Source organism: Bifidobacterium sp. MSK.17.10 (assembly GCF_019129655.1).
Taxonomy (GTDB): domain Bacteria; phylum Actinomycetota; class Actinomycetes; order Actinomycetales; family Bifidobacteriaceae; genus Bifidobacterium; species Bifidobacterium adolescentis.
This window is the reverse complement of the sequence record NZ_JAHOJD010000010.1, coordinates 74,507-90,113: the sequence shown is the minus strand read 5'-3', so window position 1 is coordinate 90,113 and position 15,607 is coordinate 74,507. Positions and strand designations below refer to the sequence as shown.

The following is a 15,607-nucleotide window of genomic DNA, read 5'->3' as shown; positions in this document are numbered from 1 at the left end:
CGATCTGAGCGCTCACAATTTCGTAGGAGAATAGAAAAGCTCTATTCTCCCAACGTTTGCCGGACTGTCACTTTTCGTTCGCTTTCATGGTGCGCATCTTAATAACACTTGCCAAAGCGGAACCGCCGATCGCAAGAACGATCACGACAAGCGACAGCCATGTGGGCACTTCCGGAACCCAGGAAATCGGCTGGCCGCCATTGAGGAACGGCAGCGAATTGCCATGCAGGGCCTCCATGATGAGTTTGACGCCGATGAAGCCCAGCACCACGGACAGGCCCAGCGGAAGATAGACGAGCTTGTCAAGCAGCTCTCCGAGCAGGAAGTACAGCTGCTGCAGACCGAGCAATGCGAACACGTTGGACGTGAACACGATGAACGGATCTTTGGTCAGGCCGAAAATGGCGGGGATCGAATCGAAAGCGAACATCACGTCGGTGGTGCCGATGGTCAGGAACACGATGAGCATCGGGGTCCAATGCTTCACACCGTTCTTGATAGTACGCAGCTTTTCGCCGTCGTATTCATCGGTGATCTTGATGACCTTGCGCAGTGCGTGAATCAACGCGTTCTCATGGTATTCCTCGTCCTCGTCTCCCCCGGCGACGAGTTTGATGGCCGTGACGATGAGGAACGCGCCGAATAGGAAGAACACCCAAGTGAAGCGCGAGATGATGGCAGCGCCCACCAAAATGAACATGCCTCGCAGTACGAGCGCGACGGTGATGCCGACTGACAGCACGAATTTCTGTAGTTCCTTCGGCACCGCGAAATTCGACATGATAATGACAAACACGAACAGGTTGTCTATGCTCAGCGAATATTCGGTCAGCCAACCTGAGTAGAACTCGATGGCAGGCTTCGAGCCGGCGAAGAACCACATGAGTCCGCCGAAGATCAACGCCATGACCACGAAGAACGCGATATGCTGCACGCATTCCTTGGTGGAGGGCACATGCGGCTTGCGCCCGATGATGAACAGGTCCACCACGAAGAAGACGGCAAGCACCGCAAACGTGGCGATTTCAAAAACAAGTGGTGTTTCAGCCATAATCCACTATGGTACGGATGCCGTATGACCGGTCGAGAACTATTTGCTCGCCTCCGTCATCTGCCGAAGTTCCTTTTTCAGGTCACGGATCTCGTCACGCAGACGAGCCGCAAGCTCGAATTGCAGTTGTTCTGCGGCGGTATGCATCTGCTCGGACAGTTGTCGAATGAGATCAGCTAGATCCTGTGCGGGCAATCCGGCCTTGAGAATCTCCTCGTGCCGCCTGCCGGATTCCTCCTTGCTGGTATGTGGCACGCCGAGATGCGAATTGCCGGCTTTGTCCGCGTTTCGGTATCCGGTACCGAGCAATGTCTGGGTGTCGACGTCCTCCTTGGCGAGCATGTCGTTGACATCGGAGATCTTCTTGATGAGCGGCTTCGGATCGATGCCATGTTCCTTATTGTAGGCGATCTGGATGTCACGGCGGCGGTTGGTCTCGTCGATGGCCTTGCGCATGGCTTCGGTGATGTCGTCCGCATACATGACGACGGTGCCGGACACGTTTCGCGCCGCACGGCCGATGGTCTGGATGAGCGAACGGTAGGAACGCAGGAAGCCTTCCTTATCCGCGTCGAGGATTGCGACCAATGACACTTCCGGCAGATCGAGGCCCTCTCGTAGCAGGTTGATGCCGACGATGACGTCGATCTTGCCTTCACGCAGTTCACGCAGCAGTTCGACACGACGCAAGGTGTCCACATCGGAATGCAGATATTCGACTTTGATGCCGCGTTCCAGCAGATAGTCGGTCAGATCCTCGGCCATTTTCTTAGTGAGCGTGGTGACCAGCGCACGTTCGTTCCTTGCCACGCGGTCTTTGATTTCGGCAAGCAGGTCATCGATCTGCCCTTCCACCGGCCGCACGTCGATCTGCGGATCGACTAGTCCGGTCGGACGTATGATCTGTTCGACCACGCCGTCGCTCAAACCGAGTTCGTAATCGCCGGGCGTTGCCGACAGGTACACCGTCTGACCGACGCGTTCCTGGAACTCCGGCCATTTGAGCGGTCGATTGTCCATTGCCGACGGCAGGCGGAAACCGTGTTCGACCAGCGTGCGTTTGCGGCTCGCGTCGCCTTCGTACATGGCACCGATCTGCGGCACGGTGACATGTGATTCGTCGATGACGAGCAGGAAATCATCGGGGAAAAAGTCAAGCAGCGTGTGCGGAGGCGTGCCCGGCGCGCGTCCGTCGAAATGCCGCGAATAGTTCTCCACGCCGGAGCATGTGCCGACCTGCGAGAGCATTTCCAGATCGTATGTGGTGCGCATGGTGAGACGCTGCGCTTCAAGTTCCTTGCCTTGCTTATGCAATTCGGCGGTACGCTCGTCAAGTTCCTGTTGGATGGTTTTGAGCGCCCGTTCCATACGTTCCGGTCCGGCAACGTAATGCGAGGCCGGGAAGATGTGCACCTGCGATTCGTGCGCGATCACGTCGCCGGTCAGCGGATGCAGCGTGGAGATGCGGTCGATTTCGTCGCCGAAGAATTCGATGCGGATGGCCAGTTCCTCGTATACGGGGATGATCTCAACGGTGTCGCCGCGCACGCGGAATGTGCCTCGCGTGAAGGCGATGTCGTTGCGCTTGTATTGCATGTCCACGAATTTGCGCAGTAAATCGTCACGGTCGATCTGCTGGCCTTCCTGGAGGAACAGCATACGGCCAGCGTATTCTTCCGGCGTTCCCAAACCGTAGATGCAGGAGACGGTGGCCACGACCACGCAATCGCGACGGGTCAGAAGGTTCGCGGTGGCGGCGTGGCGCAATCGCTCCACATCGTCGTTGATGTTGGAATCCTTCTCGATGTAGGTGTCGGTCTGGGGAATGTACGCTTCCGGCTGGTAGTAGTCGTAGTAGGAAACGAAGTAGCTCACCGCATTGTCCGGCATGAGTTCGCGGAATTCGGCGCACAACTGCGCGGCGAGCGTCTTGTTCGGCTCGATGATAAGCGTCGGTCGCTGCAGACGTTCGATCAGCCACGCTGTAGTGGCGGTTTTGCCGGTGCCGGTGGCGCCCATGAGCACCACGTCGTTCTCGCCATTCTCGATGCGCGTGGCCAGCTCCTCGATGGCCTTCGGCTGGTCGCCTGAAGGCTTATATGGAGATTTGACCACAAACGGCTTGTTCACTCGTTCAATGTTGAATCCCATGGTTCCGTCTCGCTTCCTTACGCCACTGTTCCATCAGCCTATCAACACAGTCGAACATGTGTTCTACATCCTGGGATGAGTCAATCACCGCATCGGCTATGGATTCTCGTGCCGCACGCGTGGGCTGATGCGCGATACGCGCCTTCGCCTGTGCCTCACTCATGCCACGGGTGCGCATCATACGTTCCACACGCGTCTGTTCCGGTGCTTCGACTGTTACGATATGGTCGAAACGCATGGGTATGTCATCGATTACTTCCGCCAAAAGCGGAATATCATGTACGACCACGGCATCCGGATTCTTTTCGACCGCCTGCCGTTCCTCCGACAATGCAAGATCGTAGATCAACGGATGTTCGATATCGTCAAGGATTCTACGTTCGGATTCGGCATTCGGATCGGAGAAGACGTGTTCGGACATCCATCGCCGATTAAGACCACCTTGCGCGTTCATCGCATCCGGCCCGAAATGTTCCACGATTCGTTGCAGGCCCACGCTTCCGGGTTCCACGACTTTTCGGGCGAGCACATCATAATCGACAAGCGTCGCGTCCAGTTCACGCAGATGCGTAGCGACGGTGCTTTTGCCGGCGGCGATGCCTCCGGTCAACCCAATTCGAATCATCACAACCGCCATTGTAATGTTTGAGGACTCGCAACATACGCAAATGGCCCCACACCATCAGGTGCGGGGCCATTTATCAGCGGTTTACGCGAATCAGTTTATTTTGATTCGTCGAAACTCACTTGCCGAGCAGCTGGTCGCGCAGAGCGGCGAGCTGGTCGGAATCGGCGAGGGTGCCGTTGGAGGTGTTGTCGGAGGAGTAGTTGGACACCTCTTCGACCTTCTCTTCCTTCGGAGCCTGGCCGTCTTCGGCTGCGGAAGCCTCGGCGTTCTCGAGTTCCTTGGCAACGAATTCCTTGTGCTGCTCCCACAGATCGTGAGCGGTGGCGTACTGGGACTCCCACTCCTCACGCTGCTTCTCGTAACCAGCGATCCACTCGTTGGTTGCCGGGTCGAAGCCTTCCGGATACTTGTAGTTGCCCTGCTCGTCGTACTCTGCCGGCATGCCGTACAGAGCCGGATCGAAGTCCTCGGAAGCCGGATCAACGGAGTCGTTGGCCTGCTTGAGGGACAGGGAGATGCGGCGACGGTCGAGATCGACGTCAATCACCTTGACGAAGACTTCCTCGCCCGGCTTGACGACGGTCTCCGGGTTCTCCACGTGGCGGTTGGCCAGCTCGGAGATATGCACGAGGCCTTCGATGCCGTCTTCGACGGAGATGAAGACACCGAACTGAACGATCTTGGTGACCTTGCCCTTGACGATCTGGCCAGGAACGTGGGTGCGGGCGAAGCGCTGCCACGGATCTTCCTGGGTGGCCTTGAGGGACAGGGAGATGCGCTCACGATCGAGATCAACGTCAAGCACCTCGACGGTGACCTTGTCTCCGACCTTGACGACCTCGGACGGGTGATCGATGTGCTTCCAAGACAGCTCGGAAACGTGGATCAGGCCGTCAACACCGCCCAGATCGACGAACGCGCCGAAGTTGACGATGGAGGACACGACGCCTTCACGGATCTGGCCCTTCTTAAGCTGGGACAGGAAGGTCTCGCGCACTTCGGACTGGGTCTCCTCGAGGTACTGGCGACGGGAGAGGACCACGTTGTTGCGGTTCTTGTCGAGCTCGAGGATCTTGGCCTTGATCTTCTGGCCGATGTACGGGGACAGATCGCGGACACGACGCATCTCGACGAGAGATGCCGGCAGGAAGCCACGCAGACCGATGTCGACGATGAGGCCACCCTTGACAGCTTCGATGACAGTGCCTTCGACAACGCCATCGGCTTCCTTGATCTTCTCGATGTCGCCCCAAGCGCGCTCGTACTGTGCACGCTTCTTGGACAGAATCAGACGGCCTTCCTTGTCTTCCTTGGTGACGACAAGGGCCTCAATGGTGTCGCCGACCTCGACGACTTCGTCAGGATCAACGTCCTTCTTGATGGAAAGCTCGCGGGAGGGGATGACACCCTCGGTCTTGTAGCCGATGTCGAGCAGGACCTCGTCATGATCGACCTTGACGACGGTACCTTCGACCAGATCACCATCATCGAAGTTCTTGATGGTGGAATCGACTGCCTTGATGAAGTCCTCTTCGGTGCCGATGTCGTTGATGGCGACCTTGGCGACTTCGTTATTGTTCTCTGCCATTAATGTGGTTTCTTACAAAATAGTGGATGGATAAAATCGTTCTTCAGTTATACGTGCGTGCAAATACACACAAGGCGAAAGTCTACAAGAAGCCATGCACAAAAATCGGGCGTGTCGCATGTCACGACACGCCCGAAAGCACTATCGCGAAACTCACAACTGACGTTCGGCCATCTCCACGACATTCTGCAACAGCATGGCACGCGTCATCGGCCCTACGCCTCCAGGATTCGGCGTATATGCCAAAGCCTTCTCGTAACAGGCTTTATCGACATCACCCTTGACCTTGTATCGGCCGGATTCCTCGTCGAACACGCGGGATACTCCGACGTCGACGAGAATCGACCCTTCCTTGATGTCTTCCGGTTTGACGAAACCAGCCACTCCCATGGCTGCGACGATCACATCGGCCCGTCGCATGTGTTCACGCACATCCTTGGTTCCCGTATGGCACAGCGTGACAGTGGCGTTGACCGCCTTACGAGTCAACAACAGACCAATGGTACGGCCGATGGTGATGCCACGGCCCAGCACGCACACCTCCTTGCCATCCAAATCGATGTCGTAGGCGCGCAACAGCTCGATCACGCCGCGAGGCGTGCATGGCAACGGCGTGGCGATGTCTCCTCGGGCATGCAGCACAAGTTCGCCGAGATTATACGGATGCATCCCGTCGGCGTCCTTCTTGGGATCGATCAGATCGATGATGGCGTTCTCGTCGATTCCCCTTGGCAAGGGCAACTGCACGATATATCCGGTACAGGCGGGATCCGCATTGAGCTGGCGGACCGCATCGGCGACCTGATCGAACGTCGCATTCTCAGGCAGCTCGCGCTTGATGGAATTCACGCCGATTTCGGCGCAATCGGCATGTTTGCCGGCGACATATTTCACGGAGCCGGGGTCTGATCCGACCAAAATGGTACCCAACCCAGGTTGGATTCCCCTCGCCTTCAGCAGTTCCACGCGTTTGGCGAGGTCCGCCTTGGTCCGTGCCGCCACCTTTTTGCCATCAATCCTTGTTCCCATGTGGTCCACTTCCTCGCTAAGTCGCTTGTCGTATTGGCATTTGCAAGTATCGTAGGCTATCTTGGTTTCAGTCGTAAGTCGCGCATGTGCTATATGAGATGGACGCGACCGAAACGACGGACGACCCAAGAGGAAGGCAATCGACATGCGCTCTCACCAGCGTCCATTTTTCCGCATCCTTGCCGCGGGAATCACATTGTGCACGGTGCTGGGCACCGCTTCCTGCTTTGGCGCTTCTTCGGAGCCCGATCAACCAACGGCACCCGACACACCAAAGGAGCAGACCACCCCGATCAACGTGGTGGCGTCGGTCAACCAGTGGGGGGCTTTGGCGGAGCAGATCGGCGGCGTGCACGTCAAAGTCACCTCGATTCTGTCCTCCACAACAGAGGACGCCCACACGTTCGAACCGAAGACCACTGCTGTCGACACCCTGCAGAAGGCACAGGTCGTCGTGTCCAACGGAGCGGGATACGACTCCTGGGCCACAAAAAACCTGGAAAGAGACACCGTTTCCGTTTCGGCCGCGCAAATGGTCGGAGCCGTTGAGGGAGACAATCCCCATCTCTGGTTCTCCAGCGACGCACGCAACGCCATGGCGAAGGAGCTTGCCGACACCTACAGCCGCATCATGCCCAAGCAAAAGAAATACTTCACAAACAAACTCAAGGCGTGGAACAGACGCGAGACGGTAATCGAGAGAAGCATGAAAGAGTTCTCCGATACACATAGGAACGTCTCCTACGCAGCCACCGAGCCGGTCGCATATTATCTGCTCAGCGACATGGGCCTATCCGATAAGACTCCCGAAAGCTACACGCAGTCCATCTCGGAAGGCTCGCAACCCTCGTCCAAGGAACTCCAGGACTTCCAGAAGATTCTGGAGGGGCATCAAGTGGATATGCTGATCAACAATGTTCAGAAGGCGGATGATGCCACAAATATTCTGACCGGCACCGCACACAAATCCGATGTGCCGGTCATCGACGTCACGGAACAGATGCCGGCCGACAGCAAAAGCCTGATTTCATGGATCGCGCAGCTCATCAAGCAAATGAATGAGGCGGTTTCCTCCAAAGATGATGCGACATCATCAGATTCGGACGTCTCTCCCTCTGAATCGAATGGCGAGCAGCCGTCGAACGACAATCCCGACTCCGATTCCGACGCCGCAACGCCGGACAACACAGGGCAGACGGACCCCGGTAAATAAAGCCACGGTCATCCTCCCTCCCCCGATTCGCCGATGTCGAGTAATTCCCCGACATCGGCGGACTCTTTTTTCCAGCAACGGTTACGATCCAGGCGGATTCATCACGAGACTTTTCATCGTCCATGCATGCTTCTTATTGAGAATGATTGTCAACACCGTTTGTGAGAATACTATCGTTGACTTATCAAGGGAGCGAGCCATGCACGACAAGGCATCATTCTGTATCGAATTCGACGACGCAGGGGTCTCACGCGGCGGACACATCATCTGGCAGCATGGCACCTTCCGTATCCCGCAAGGCTCGGTGACAGCCATCGTCGGCACCAACGGAGCCGGAAAAACCACCATGATGAAGGCCGAACTCGGATTGATTCCCATCGCCCACGGCGACATAACCGTGCTCGGCAAGCCGGCCGGCGACATGAATCACCGTATAGGGTATGTGCCGCAGAGCTACGCATCCGACATCGAATCGAACATCACCGCCGAACAGTCGGTGCTGCTTGGCCTGACCGGGGCAAGGTTCGGCATTCATCCCATCACCCGCCTGCAAAAAGACAAAGTACGCAATGCGCTGGAATTCGTCGGCATGCAGGACAAGGCGAGATACCGGCTGTCGGAACTCTCAGGAGGCCTGCGGCAACGCGTCGCCATCGCCCAAGCGCTGGTGTCGGACCCCCAACTACTCATGTTGGATGAACCGCTCGCCAATCTTGATCTGGCCAGCCAACGCGCCACAGTGCACGTGCTCGCCAAACTCAACCGAGAACTCGGCATGTCCATTCAAGTAGTGGCGCACGATTTGAACATGCTTCTGCCGATTCTCACCGGAGCCGTATATCTGCTCGACGGGCATCCGCATTATGCGAAGATGAACGAGGTGCTGGATTCGAAGCTGCTCACCCATCTATATGGCACCACGGTGCAGGTGGTCACCACTCCCCAAGGAGATATGTTCGTCACTCCAAGCGAGGATGAGCCCGATGACATTGACGTCGACGCCCACGCGCCGGAGGAAATCGCAAGATTCCACCAACACAACCGCATTTCGCAGGAGGCATGATCATGAACGAAACCGCTTTCTCCTTCGATCCGGATTGGATGGGCACGCTGACCGCGCCATTCATGACAAACGCTTTCCTCGCCGGCCTGTGCATCGCCTTGGCTGCTGGAGTGATGGGTTACTTCACCATCGCCCGTCATTCCACGTTCGCCGCGCATGCGCTGGCGCACATCGGACTGCCAGGAGCGACCGGAGCCGTGCTGTTGGGTCTGCCGGTCAGTGCCGGTCTCGGCGTGTTCGCTCTCGGCGGAGCATTGGTGATCGGCGCACTGGGCAAAAAGGCATCGCAACGCGAAATCGCCACAGGAACCGTATTGGCGTTCGCCACAGGCATGGGTCTGTTTTTCGCACGCTTGTCCAGTTCCGCCTCGCAGCAGATGCAATCGATTCTTTTCGGCTCCATCCTGACGATCACGGACGGGCAGATCGTCGGATTTGCGGTTTTCGACGTGTTGTTGCTGGCCGTTTTGGCCGTTATCTATCGACCGCTGCTGTTCAGCTCGCTTGATGAACAGGTGGCGCAGGCAAAAGGCGTACCGGTGAATCTCATGAACATCTGCTTCATGGCCATTATGGCCGGTGTGATCACCATCGCGGTGCCCGCCGTGGGCACATTGCTGATATTCGCTCTTGTGGTCACGCCCGCCGCGACTGCGAACATCATCTCACGGTCCCCATTCGCCGCGATGGTCGTCTCCACCGTGATCTGTTTGATCTCCATTTGGGGTGGACTGTTGGTTTCCGCCATGTTCCCCGCTCCCCCAAGCTTCATCATCGTGACGATTTCCACACTGTTCTGGATTGTCGCCAAAATAATCGAATCGGCACGCCGCAGGTAGCGAAAGTATCAGCCGATCGGTTCCACCAAGGCGCTGGCGATGGCCGCGATGCCCTCGCCCGAACCGGTGAATCCCATGCCGTCGGTAGTGGTGGCCGTCAGCGACACTTCACAGCCGATGGCATGGCTCAACGCCTGTTGCGCCTCGTCACGACGCTTGCCGATTTTCGGACGATTGGCCACGACGACCACGCTTGCGCTCACCGGCCTCATGCCATGCGCACGCAAATACGCAACCGTCGCGCGGAGCATCTCGTCGCCGTGCTTGCCGGCACCGGCGGAATCGGAACCGACACCGAAAAGCATGCCTATATCACCCAATCCGGCTGCGGAAAGCAACGCGTCAATCAACGCATGGGCTGCGACATCACCGTCCGAATCACCTTCGATGCCGTCACCATCCCAACGCAAACAGGCAAGCCATAACGGCTTGCCTGCATCATGGGACGCGAATCGATGGGCGTCAAATCCCTGACCGATACGCATGGAAATTCCCTTACTTCTTCTTGGACTTCTTGTTCTCCGCCTCGACGCGCGCCAAAGTGTCCATGGCCGCCTCTTCAGGAGCTTCGGTGTGATGATCCTCGTCGCCAGGGCGCGGCGGTTCATAACCAAGGTTCACGTCAAGCAGACGCTGGGCCTCATTCTCATCAAGATGCTCCGACAACGCGATCTCGGAAGTCAGGATGCTGCGAGCCTTGGTGAGCATGCGCTTCTCACCGGCGGACAGCCCATGCTCGTCGACATCACGCTGGGCGAGGTCTCGCACGACTTCGGCGATTTTATTCACATCGCCGGTGGCGATCTTCTCGACGTTCAGCTTGTACCGGCGGGACCAGTTCATTTCCTTTTCGATGATCGGAGTACGCAGAATCTCGAAGACCTTCGCGACCTCCTTGGCGCCGACGATGTCTCGGACACCCACTTTCTTGGCGTTCTCCACCGGAACATTGATGACCAGCCCGTCGGACGACAGCACCGACAGCTGCAGATATTCTCGGGTCACACCTTTGACCGTTCGCTCGGTGATGGCCTCCACCTTCGCTGCGCCGTGACGCGGATAGACGACCATGTCGCCGACCTTGTAACCCATGAATCCTCCGTGAAAAGCTTACACAAAACCCGAATTATTGTGCCATCAGGGTTGGACTTACCTAAAAATCCGCCAAAAAACCAAAAAAGACGCGACACGGGCCAATTTTCAAGCATTTCATGCTTACACTTTTCCCATGGCTACAGAATCCAAGATCAAAGAAGATAGCGTTGCCGTTCCTGTTGCACAGGGCGACCTGGATGCAGTAAGCAACGGTACGTTCTACAATCCACACGAGGTGCTCGGCGGGCATCTCGGTCCCGACGAGCATGAGGATGTCGTCACGATCCGCGTGCTTCGTCCGTTGGCGAAATCCGTGACGATCATCACCGAAAATGCCCGGACCCAGGCGGTGCATGAACACAATGGCGTTTTCATGGCACTCATTCCGGCCATCAAGACCGATGACGGCTTCGGCGTGCCCGATTATCGCATCAGCACCGAATATGAAGACGGTTCCACCATGGTGTCCGACGACCCGTACCGTTATCTGCCCACCATCGGCGATTTGGACATGTACCTGTTTGGCGAGGGACGCCATGAGCGCCTTTGGGAGGCTTTGGGAGCGCGCGTGCTGCGCTATGACGATCCGTTGGGCTCTAATGACGGCGTCAAGGGCGAACAGCTGGTGGGCACCGCATTCACCGTGTGGGCTCCGAATGCCCATGCGGTACGTGTGGTGGGAGATTTCAACGGCTGGAACGGACGCACCCACGCCATGCGTGAACTGGGCTCCTCTGGAGTCTGGGAGCTGTTCATTCCTGGTGTCGAAACGGGAACGATTTACAAGTACGAGATCCTCAACGCCAACAACGAATGGGTCATGAAGGCCGATCCGATGGAGCGTTCGCATGAGATTCCGCCGCGCACCGGTTCCATCGTCGTCGACTCCGTCCATGCGTGGCATGACGAGAACTGGATGGACCAGCGAGCCAAGACCGACCCGCACAACGGTCCGGTCAGCATCTACGAGGTCCATGCCTCTAGCTGGCGCAAGGATGTGAAGAACTATCGCGAACTGGCCGACAAGCTGGTCCCCTACGTCCAGAAGGAAGGTTTCACCCATGTGGAATTCATGCCGCTGGCCGAGCATCCCTTCTCCGGCTCGTGGGGTTATCAGGTAACCGGCTATTACGCGATTGATTCGCGCCTTGGCAGCCCTGACGACTTCAAGTATCTCGTCGAGAAGATGCACGAGGCCGGCATCGGCGTGATCATGGACTGGGTTCCGGCGCATTTCCCGAAGGACGCGTTCGCCCTTGGCAGATTCGATGGCACGCCTCTGTACGAGGATCCGGACCCGACCCGTGGCGAGCATCCGGATTGGGGCACCTACGTGTTCAATTTCGGACGCCGCGAAGTGCGCAACTTCCTGGTGGCCAACGCCTGCTTCTGGCTGGACGAGTACCATATCGACGCGCTGCGCGTGGACGCGGTCTCCTCGATGCTGTACTTGGATTACAGCCGCAAGCCGGGCCAGTGGCATCCGAACATCTACGGTGGACGAGAAAACCTCGAGGCCATCGACTTCCTCAAGGAAGCCACGGCGACCGCGTACAAGAACAATCCGGGCATCATGATGATCGCCGAGGAATCCACCGCGTATCCCGGCATCACCGCACCGACCGATGCCGGCGGTTTGGGCTTCGGCCTCAAGTGGAACATGGGTTGGATGCACGACACCCTGCAGTATCTGCACGAGGAGCCGATCAACCGTAAGTGGCACCACAACGAGATCACCTTCTCCATGGTGTACGCATACTCGGAGCATTATGTGCTGCCGATCAGCCACGACGAGGTCGTGTACGGCAAGGGCTCGCTGTTCGGCAAGATGCCGGGCGATGACTGGCAGCGCTATGCCGGCGTGCGCGCGCTGTTCGCCTATCAGTGGGCCCATCCGGGCAAGAAGCTCTCCTTCATGGGCAATGAGGTGGCGCAGTACGGCGAATGGGATCATGACGGTTCGGTGGATTGGGATGTGCTCAATTGGCCTGACCACCGTGGCGTGCAGAAGCTCGTCGCCGACCTGAACACCCTGTACAAGGCGTCTCCCGCATTGTGGAGCCAGGACTTCGATCCTGCCGGATTCCAATGGCTGACCAGCGATGACGCCGACCATAACACGCTCAGCTTCGTGCGTATCGGCAAGGATGGCGAGCAGATGGTCGTTGTCGTGAACTTCTCGGGCGAGGCATGGGAGGATTACCAGGTTCCGCTCACCAAGGGCGGCAAGTGGACCGAAGTGCTGACCACGGACGATAAGAAGTACGGCGGTTCCGATATTCACAACGGCACCTTCAAGGCGGTCAAGGGTGAGTATCATTCCCGTGATTGGTCCGCGAAAATCACCGTTCCGGCACTGGGAGCAGTATTCTTGAAGCCGGAACTCTGAGAAAGGCGGAACGCTATGCTCAATTCATCAGCACAATCCACAGTAATTCCACGTACCGTTCTGGTGGTCGAGGATGAACCGACCTTGGCCACCGCCATCGCGCAGCGCATCACTGCGGAGGGTTGGACCGCGCGCGTGGCTTCCGACGGCGCCAGCGCCGTCCAGGCCGCTTCCACGCTCCGTCCGGATCTGGTCATCATGGATATCATGCTGCCCGTGATGGATGGTCTTGAGGCCACCAAGCGCATCGTGGCTGAACGTCCTGTGCCTGTGCTGATTCTGACGGCGCGAGACGACGAGGCCGACAAGGTCATCGGTCTTGGTGCCGGAGCCGACGATTACATGACCAAGCCGTTCTCCATGCGCGAGCTCATCGCCCGGTGCAAGGCGCTGCTTCGTCGTGTGGACAGGGCGAAGGTCATCGCCAAGAACTCCGAAAACGAGAAACTGCTTGATTTCGGCTCTCTGGTCATCGATCCGGCCCAGCGTATCGTCACCGTCAATGGGGAGCAGGTGCATTTGACCCCAACGGAATTTGATTTGCTGGCCACTTTGGCCCGCAAACCGAAGTCCGTGCTCACTCGCGAGAAGCTGCTCGAGGAAGTGTGGGATTGGGTGGATGCGTCCGGCACCCGTACTGTGGATTCGCATGTCAAGGCGCTACGTCACAAGCTGGGTTCGAAGACCATTCGAACCGTGCATGGCGTAGGCTACGCGTTCGAACCGCCGGAAGAATAGTATGATGCGCTAAGATTTGGTGGTATGCGTACCACTGATTCAAAACCAGGGCGTTCGGTCAATCCGTTGGATACCGAACGCCCTATTGGTTTGTTCTCTTCGCTCAAAATGGAATTGAGCGTGCTGATCACCATTTCCACCATCATCGCGTTCATCATGGCTTGGTTCCTGCTCAAAGTCGGATTGAGCCTGTGGATAGCCATGCCGATCACCCTTGCCGTGGCTTTGGGCATCACCTATTTCTTCTCTAGGGGACTCACCTCTCCCCTACGCGAGATGCGGGATGCCGCGGAGGCTATGGCGGACGGCGACTACACCGTCCGGGTGCATGTCGATGCCAACAGCCGCGACGAGGTCGGACAGCTGGCTTTGTCTTTCAATGAGATGGCGGAGGAACTGCAGCATGCCGACCAGATGAGACGGGACATGGTGGCCAATGTGAGCCACGAGCTACGTACGCCTGTATCCGCGTTGCAGGCCATGGTCGAGAACATGGCCGACGGCGTTGTGGAACCGACCCCATCGAATCTGGAAAGCATTCTCAACCAAACGCACCGTTTGTCGGATCTGATCGCGTTTCTGCTTGATTTGTCCCGCATGGAAGCCGGTGCGGCGAGCCTGCAGATCGATAAATTCAATTTCGCGGATTTCATCGACGAAACCGTGGAACCGTTGGAAATCGCCGATGCCGGGCATGCCCACAATATCGAAATCCACGTGCCCGACGACATCGAAATGGAAGGCGATCAGGATCGTCTGCGCCAGTTGTTCACCAATATCATCGCCAATGCGCTCAAACACTCCGCAGACAATACCGCGGTGCTCATCGAAGCGCATGAAAACAAGGATTTCGGCACGATTGTGACGAATGTCGTCAACTTCGGCTCGCAGATTCCCCAAGAAGCGCGGTCCGATATCTTCCGTCGATTCGTCAAAGGCAAGACGGGACCGGGTACCGAATCGGGAGGAACCGGTCTTGGACTGTCAATCGCCCGATGGGCGGCGCAGTTGCATGGCGGCACGGTACGAGTGGTGGATGATCCGCGCGGCGCCGATTTCGAAATCACTTTGCCGAAATATCACATTTCCGATGACGAGTGACGATTTACGCCGCCAAAGGTCTGCCGGCCGGAGTGTGTGCCAACGCCAGCACGGTAATGACCAAAGCTCCCTGTGAAGTTAGAGCGTCAACACAACGACGCATGGTGGCTCCAGAGGTGACGATGTCATCCACCAGAATCACCGCCTTGTTTTGAAGGGTGACGCCCGGACGAACCATGACATGCCCCTTAAGGCGTTGCGCCCTCTGTTCCGTGCCCTTGGTCTCGACGGATTTGCCTTTGATTCCTTTGTTCGTCAACGCATCGCATACCTGTACGCGGAAACCTGTCCGGCACCGTAGAAACGCCGACAACCGTTTTGCCAGCGGCATCATGTGCCGTCGTCCGCGCTGACGCATGGAAGCAATCGACGACGGCGCGGGAACGACCAGTATGGTATCGCAGATCTCACGAACGCCATCCATGGCATCAATCACACCGGCGCGTTCCGCAAGCCTGCACAACGCATCCGAGAACGGACGGTCGCATTCCTCGTCTCCGTGGTCTTTCCATGCCAGAATCGACTGTCTGGCGGCACCCCGATACCATCCGCACGCGAACCATCGACCCATCTCAGCCGTTTCCAATGGCTGGGACAGTTCGCAGTCGAATGACGCAAGACAGGCATCGCACAACACGTCATCAGGCTTGTCGCATCCCGCACAGCCTCGTGGGAACAACAGATTCGCCATATGCGCGAATGAGCCCGCCATCAGATTCACA

The 15,607-nt window shown here is 57.4% G+C and carries 14 protein-coding genes; 6 read left to right on the top strand and 8 right to left on the bottom strand.

Annotated features, from left to right (window positions below; all coding sequences use genetic code 11):
* Positions 1–67 precede the first annotated feature (67 nt).
* The 5 genes from KSX58_RS09105 to KSX58_RS09085 all read right to left on the bottom strand — a co-directional run bounded on the left by KSX58_RS09105 (position 68) and on the right by KSX58_RS09085 (position 6,447).
* On the bottom strand, positions 68–1,051 hold the full coding sequence (locus KSX58_RS09105; RefSeq protein WP_038444381.1) for a TerC family protein: 984 nt from the start codon (positions 1,049–1,051) through the stop codon (positions 68–70).
* A gap of 39 nt (positions 1,052–1,090) precedes the next feature.
* A complete protein-coding gene (gene uvrB, locus KSX58_RS09100) occupies positions 1,091–3,202 on the bottom strand; it encodes an excinuclease ABC subunit UvrB (RefSeq protein WP_038444379.1) in 2,112 nt (703 codons plus the stop codon).
* On the bottom strand, positions 3,186–3,839 hold the full coding sequence (coaE, locus tag KSX58_RS09095; protein ID WP_117319947.1) for a dephospho-CoA kinase: 654 nt from the start codon (positions 3,837–3,839) through the stop codon (positions 3,186–3,188). The genes uvrB and coaE overlap by 17 nt, the downstream gene beginning before the upstream one ends.
* 106 nt (positions 3,840–3,945) lie before the next feature.
* A complete protein-coding gene (gene rpsA, locus KSX58_RS09090) occupies positions 3,946–5,418 on the bottom strand; it encodes a 30S ribosomal protein S1 (RefSeq protein ID WP_003809549.1) in 1,473 nt (490 codons plus the stop codon).
* A 153-nt stretch (positions 5,419–5,571) separates the two neighbouring features.
* Positions 5,572–6,447 (bottom strand): bifunctional methylenetetrahydrofolate dehydrogenase/methenyltetrahydrofolate cyclohydrolase, encoded by an 876-nt coding sequence (locus tag KSX58_RS09085; protein WP_021913626.1) that lies wholly within the window; start codon positions 6,445–6,447, stop codon positions 5,572–5,574.
* A 145-nt stretch (positions 6,448–6,592) separates the two neighbouring features.
* Here KSX58_RS09085 and KSX58_RS09080 point away from each other — a divergent pair, with 145 nt between their 5' ends.
* The 3 genes from KSX58_RS09080 (at position 6,593) to KSX58_RS09070 (ending at position 9,562) form a co-directional block, all read left to right on the top strand.
* A complete protein-coding gene (locus KSX58_RS09080) occupies positions 6,593–7,660 on the top strand; it encodes a metal ABC transporter solute-binding protein, Zn/Mn family (protein ID WP_003809553.1) in 1,068 nt (355 codons plus the stop codon).
* A 199-nt stretch (positions 7,661–7,859) separates the two neighbouring features.
* Complete coding sequence (locus KSX58_RS09075) at positions 7,860–8,723, top strand: ABC transporter ATP-binding protein (protein ID WP_042990128.1); 864 nt, start codon at positions 7,860–7,862, stop codon at positions 8,721–8,723.
* 2 nt (positions 8,724–8,725) lie between these two features.
* A complete protein-coding gene (locus KSX58_RS09070) occupies positions 8,726–9,562 on the top strand; it encodes a metal ABC transporter permease (RefSeq protein ID WP_021913624.1) in 837 nt (278 codons plus the stop codon).
* A gap of 8 nt (positions 9,563–9,570) precedes the next feature.
* Here KSX58_RS09070 and ispF read toward each other — a convergent pair whose 3' ends face one another.
* Both ispF and KSX58_RS09060 read right to left on the bottom strand, forming a co-directional pair.
* Positions 9,571–10,047 (bottom strand): 2-C-methyl-D-erythritol 2,4-cyclodiphosphate synthase, encoded by a 477-nt coding sequence (gene ispF, locus KSX58_RS09065; RefSeq protein WP_003809559.1) that lies wholly within the window; start codon positions 10,045–10,047, stop codon positions 9,571–9,573.
* Positions 10,048–10,057: 10 nt separating this feature from the next.
* A complete protein-coding gene (locus KSX58_RS09060; protein WP_011743090.1) occupies positions 10,058–10,654 on the bottom strand; it encodes a CarD family transcriptional regulator in 597 nt (198 codons plus the stop codon).
* 136 nt (positions 10,655–10,790) lie between these two features.
* Here KSX58_RS09060 and glgB point away from each other — a divergent pair, with 136 nt between their 5' ends.
* From glgB to KSX58_RS09045, 3 genes are read left to right on the top strand one after another with little or no spacing between them, the layout of a single operon-like run.
* Positions 10,791–13,046, top strand: a complete 2,256-nt coding sequence (gene glgB, locus KSX58_RS09055; protein ID WP_217735683.1) for a 1,4-alpha-glucan branching protein GlgB — start codon at positions 10,791–10,793, stop codon at positions 13,044–13,046.
* A gap of 15 nt (positions 13,047–13,061) precedes the next feature.
* Positions 13,062–13,784: a response regulator transcription factor gene (locus tag KSX58_RS09050; protein ID WP_011743088.1), complete on the top strand. Its 723-nt coding sequence runs from the start codon at positions 13,062–13,064 to the stop codon at positions 13,782–13,784.
* A 24-nt stretch (positions 13,785–13,808) separates the two neighbouring features.
* Positions 13,809–14,885, top strand: coding sequence for a cell wall metabolism sensor histidine kinase WalK (locus tag KSX58_RS09045; protein WP_011743087.1), 1,077 nt, complete (start codon positions 13,809–13,811; stop codon positions 14,883–14,885).
* 4 nt (positions 14,886–14,889) lie between these two features.
* Here the strand turns inward: KSX58_RS09045 and KSX58_RS09040 are convergent, their stop codons facing one another.
* A complete protein-coding gene (locus KSX58_RS09040) occupies positions 14,890–15,597 on the bottom strand; it encodes a ComF family protein (RefSeq protein WP_041777496.1) in 708 nt (235 codons plus the stop codon).
* Between the last annotated feature and the right edge of the window lie 10 nt (positions 15,598–15,607).

What these genes read in the sequence shown, in the direction of transcription:
- KSX58_RS09080 (WP_003809553.1), top strand. Translation starts at nt 6,593, where the DNA reads ATGCGCTCTCACCAGCGTCCATTTTTCCGCATCCTTGCCGCGGGAATC.
- KSX58_RS09075 (WP_042990128.1), top strand. Translation starts at nt 7,860, where the DNA reads ATGCACGACAAGGCATCATTCTGTATCGAATTCGACGACGCAGGGGTC.
- KSX58_RS09050 (WP_011743088.1), top strand. Translation starts at nt 13,062, where the DNA reads ATGCTCAATTCATCAGCACAATCCACAGTAATTCCACGTACCGTTCTG.
- coaE (WP_117319947.1), bottom strand. Translation starts at nt 3,839, where the DNA reads ATGGCGGTTGTGATGATTCGAATTGGGTTGACCGGAGGCATCGCCGCC.
- KSX58_RS09070 (WP_021913624.1), top strand. Translation starts at nt 8,726, where the DNA reads ATGAACGAAACCGCTTTCTCCTTCGATCCGGATTGGATGGGCACGCTG.
- rpsA (WP_003809549.1), bottom strand. Translation starts at nt 5,418, where the DNA reads ATGGCAGAGAACAATAACGAAGTCGCCAAGGTCGCCATCAACGACATC.
- glgB (WP_217735683.1), top strand. Translation starts at nt 10,791, where the DNA reads ATGGCTACAGAATCCAAGATCAAAGAAGATAGCGTTGCCGTTCCTGTT.
- KSX58_RS09040 (WP_041777496.1), bottom strand. Translation starts at nt 15,597, where the DNA reads ATGGCGGGCTCATTCGCGCATATGGCGAATCTGTTGTTCCCACGAGGC.
- KSX58_RS09045 (WP_011743087.1), top strand. Translation starts at nt 13,809, where the DNA reads ATGCGTACCACTGATTCAAAACCAGGGCGTTCGGTCAATCCGTTGGAT.
- ispF (WP_003809559.1), bottom strand. Translation starts at nt 10,047, where the DNA reads ATGCGTATCGGTCAGGGATTTGACGCCCATCGATTCGCGTCCCATGAT.
- uvrB (WP_038444379.1), bottom strand. Translation starts at nt 3,202, where the DNA reads ATGGGATTCAACATTGAACGAGTGAACAAGCCGTTTGTGGTCAAATCT.
- KSX58_RS09060 (WP_011743090.1), bottom strand. Translation starts at nt 10,654, where the DNA reads ATGGGTTACAAGGTCGGCGACATGGTCGTCTATCCGCGTCACGGCGCA.
- KSX58_RS09105 (WP_038444381.1), bottom strand. Translation starts at nt 1,051, where the DNA reads ATGGCTGAAACACCACTTGTTTTTGAAATCGCCACGTTTGCGGTGCTT.
- KSX58_RS09085 (WP_021913626.1), bottom strand. Translation starts at nt 6,447, where the DNA reads ATGGGAACAAGGATTGATGGCAAAAAGGTGGCGGCACGGACCAAGGCG.